The sequence below is a fragment of the Rhizobacter sp. P1_G5 genome (genome assembly GCF_056405435.1).
This window is the reverse complement of sequence record NZ_JBFUCB010000788.1, coordinates 1-2382: the sequence shown is the minus strand read 5'-3', so window position 1 is coordinate 2382 and position 2382 is coordinate 1. Positions and strand designations below refer to the sequence as shown.

2 protein-coding genes are annotated in these 2382 nt (G+C 59.3%); both read left to right on the top strand.

Translation table 11 applies throughout. The features are described from left to right. Positions 1 to 55: 55 nt before the first annotated feature. Complete coding sequence (locus AC1D12_RS31060; RefSeq protein WP_477826827.1) at positions 56 to 931, top strand: pirin family protein; 876 nt, start codon at positions 56 to 58, stop codon at positions 929 to 931. A 329-nt stretch (positions 932 to 1260) separates the two neighbouring features. Next, positions 1261 to 1896: an isochorismatase family protein gene (locus AC1D12_RS31055; RefSeq protein ID WP_457329571.1), complete on the top strand. Its 636-nt coding sequence runs from the start codon at positions 1261 to 1263 to the stop codon at positions 1894 to 1896. Positions 1897 to 2382 lie beyond the last annotated feature (486 nt).

The following is a 2382-nucleotide window of genomic DNA, read 5'->3' as shown; positions in this document are numbered from 1 at the left end:
GTTCAGACGTCATGTCTTCGGCGAGCCGCCTTCACTTCAACTCCAAGGACGATCGATGACCGCAGCGCAAGCCCTTCCTGGCAATCCGAACCTTGATCGAGCATCGAGCGCGGGCGGGCGGGCGATCGTCCACCGCACGCATGGCAACACCCATGGGCCGATCACGCGGCTGGTGAGCCCGAGCGACCTCGGCGAGTTCTTGAAGCCGTTCATCTTTCTCGACCTCAACAGTTTCAGCCCCGGTCTCGGCAGTCAGGGCTTCGCGATGCATCCGCATTCAGGCATCGCCACGTTGACCTTCGTGATGACAGGCAACCTTCGCTACGAAGACACGACCGGCAAGAAGGGCGTGCTGCCCGCTGGCGGCGTGGAGTGGATGCGCTCCGGAAACGGCGTTTGGCATATCGGCGCACCCGTCGGCGACTTGCAGATGTCGGGCTTTCAACTCTGGGTCGCCTTGCCTCCCTCTGAAGAGAACGCGCACGCGGAGAGCCTGTACCTGGCGCCTTCAGACGTTCCACACGAAGGCCCGGCACGTGCGCTGCTCGGAAGCTACGGCAAGGCCCACAGCCCGATTCCCGCACCTTCGGGCATGAACTACCTTGCCGTGCGTTTGGAGGACGGCGAGCGCTGGCGATACACGCCGCCCGCCGGCCACACCGTGGCCTGGTTGGCGGTCAGCGCGGGACGACTCGACGTGAATGGGATGGTCGGCACCGGTGAACTCGCCGTGTTCGAGGAATCGGAACAAGCCATCGACTTCGTGGCCCACGGCGACACGTCCTTCGTCCTCGGCTCGGCAGTGAAGCATCCACACGACCTGGTGATGGGCTACTACTCGGTGCACACCAGCAAGACTGCCCTGGCACTGGGAGAGGCCGAGATTCAGCGCATCGGCGCCGAGCTGCGACGTGACAAGCGAATCGGCTAGATCACCCGCCGCATGCCTCGACCAGCCGGTACCCACCGAGCGATCTGCATATTCAGTCTCAGCCGCCCATCGGCAACTCATTGTCCTTCGGGGTTCCTCCATGACCAAGGTCCCGGCTGCCGACGACGTCTTCRTGCGCTGGAATCGCACGATCCCCGCTGCCGAAGGCAGCACATTCAATCCCCACGGAGAAACACATGAAGCGTAGAGAGATGCTTGTTAGCGGCGCTGCAGTTGGCGCAGCGACATTGCTGACCGCGTCGGCGACAGCCGCAAACAAAGACGCCGCTGCAGGCGGTGCATCCAGTTCCAAAACCAAAGGAAATGACATGACAAACAAATGGATGATTGACCCAAACGATGCTGTATTGCTGCTGATAGATCATCAGAGCGGCTTGTTCCAGTTGGTCCGTGATATGGAGTACCGGGAACTCCGCAACAACGTAGTTGCTCTTGCGAAGGCAGCGAAGATCGCGAAGATCCCGACCGTCGCAACGGCATCAGTTCCCGGTGGTCCCAATGGTCCGATCATTCCCGATATCCTTCTGAGCAACCCCGATGTGGTGTACGTTCCGCGCGAAGGCCCGATCAACGCGTGGGATCACCGCCCCTTTGTCGAAGCCGTCGAGAAGACCAAGCGGAAGACATTGCTCATCGCAGGCACGCTCACGAGCATTTGCATGGTATTTCCTGCACTCAGCGCTCTCGCACAGGGATACAAAGTGTTCTGCATTGTGGATGCCTCGGGCAATTGGTCGAAGATGGCAACCGACATCTCAATTGCCCGGGTCACGCAGGCGGGCGCAATGCCAACTGACACATTCGCGGTGATTACAGAGGTGATGCACACTTGGAATCGCCCAGAAGCAATGGAATTCGCCAAGGTCTTTGTCGACCACGTCGAACCCGCATATGGGGCGTTGTTTGAAAGCTATGACATGGCACAAAAGAACGTGAAGAAGTAGGTTCAGACAAAAACTTGGACTTGGGCCACCTGGGGACAGGTGGCCCCTCAGTCTTCAACTTGGAGGAAGTTGCAGAAAAGCCAGATTCCTCACTACGCGAGCGACACCATGGATCAAAACGCGAAATTTGCCAGCACCGGCGACACCATGGCGCTATCGCCGTCCTTCGAACAACATTGAACTATTTTCTGATCCGTGAAATGGAGCAGGAGAAGGGAAAAACGCGAAGGTATGAATAAGCTGACAGGCCTCATCGCATCCTCATCGGTACACGGCACGATGATCAGATTCGCGGCGCCTCAGTTGAGTTTCCGACCGGCAACTCTGGTTGAAATTCGAAGCCCCGACCGTGCCTCATGAATGTCAGGTCTCCGACGCTCGATCCGAGCCGGACCAATGTCGCCGGTGGGTCGATGTGCGCCGGTCGCTGCACCAGCATGAACGTCGGCGCCGGGCCTGAACTAGGTCTCTCGACCTGGCACCGTC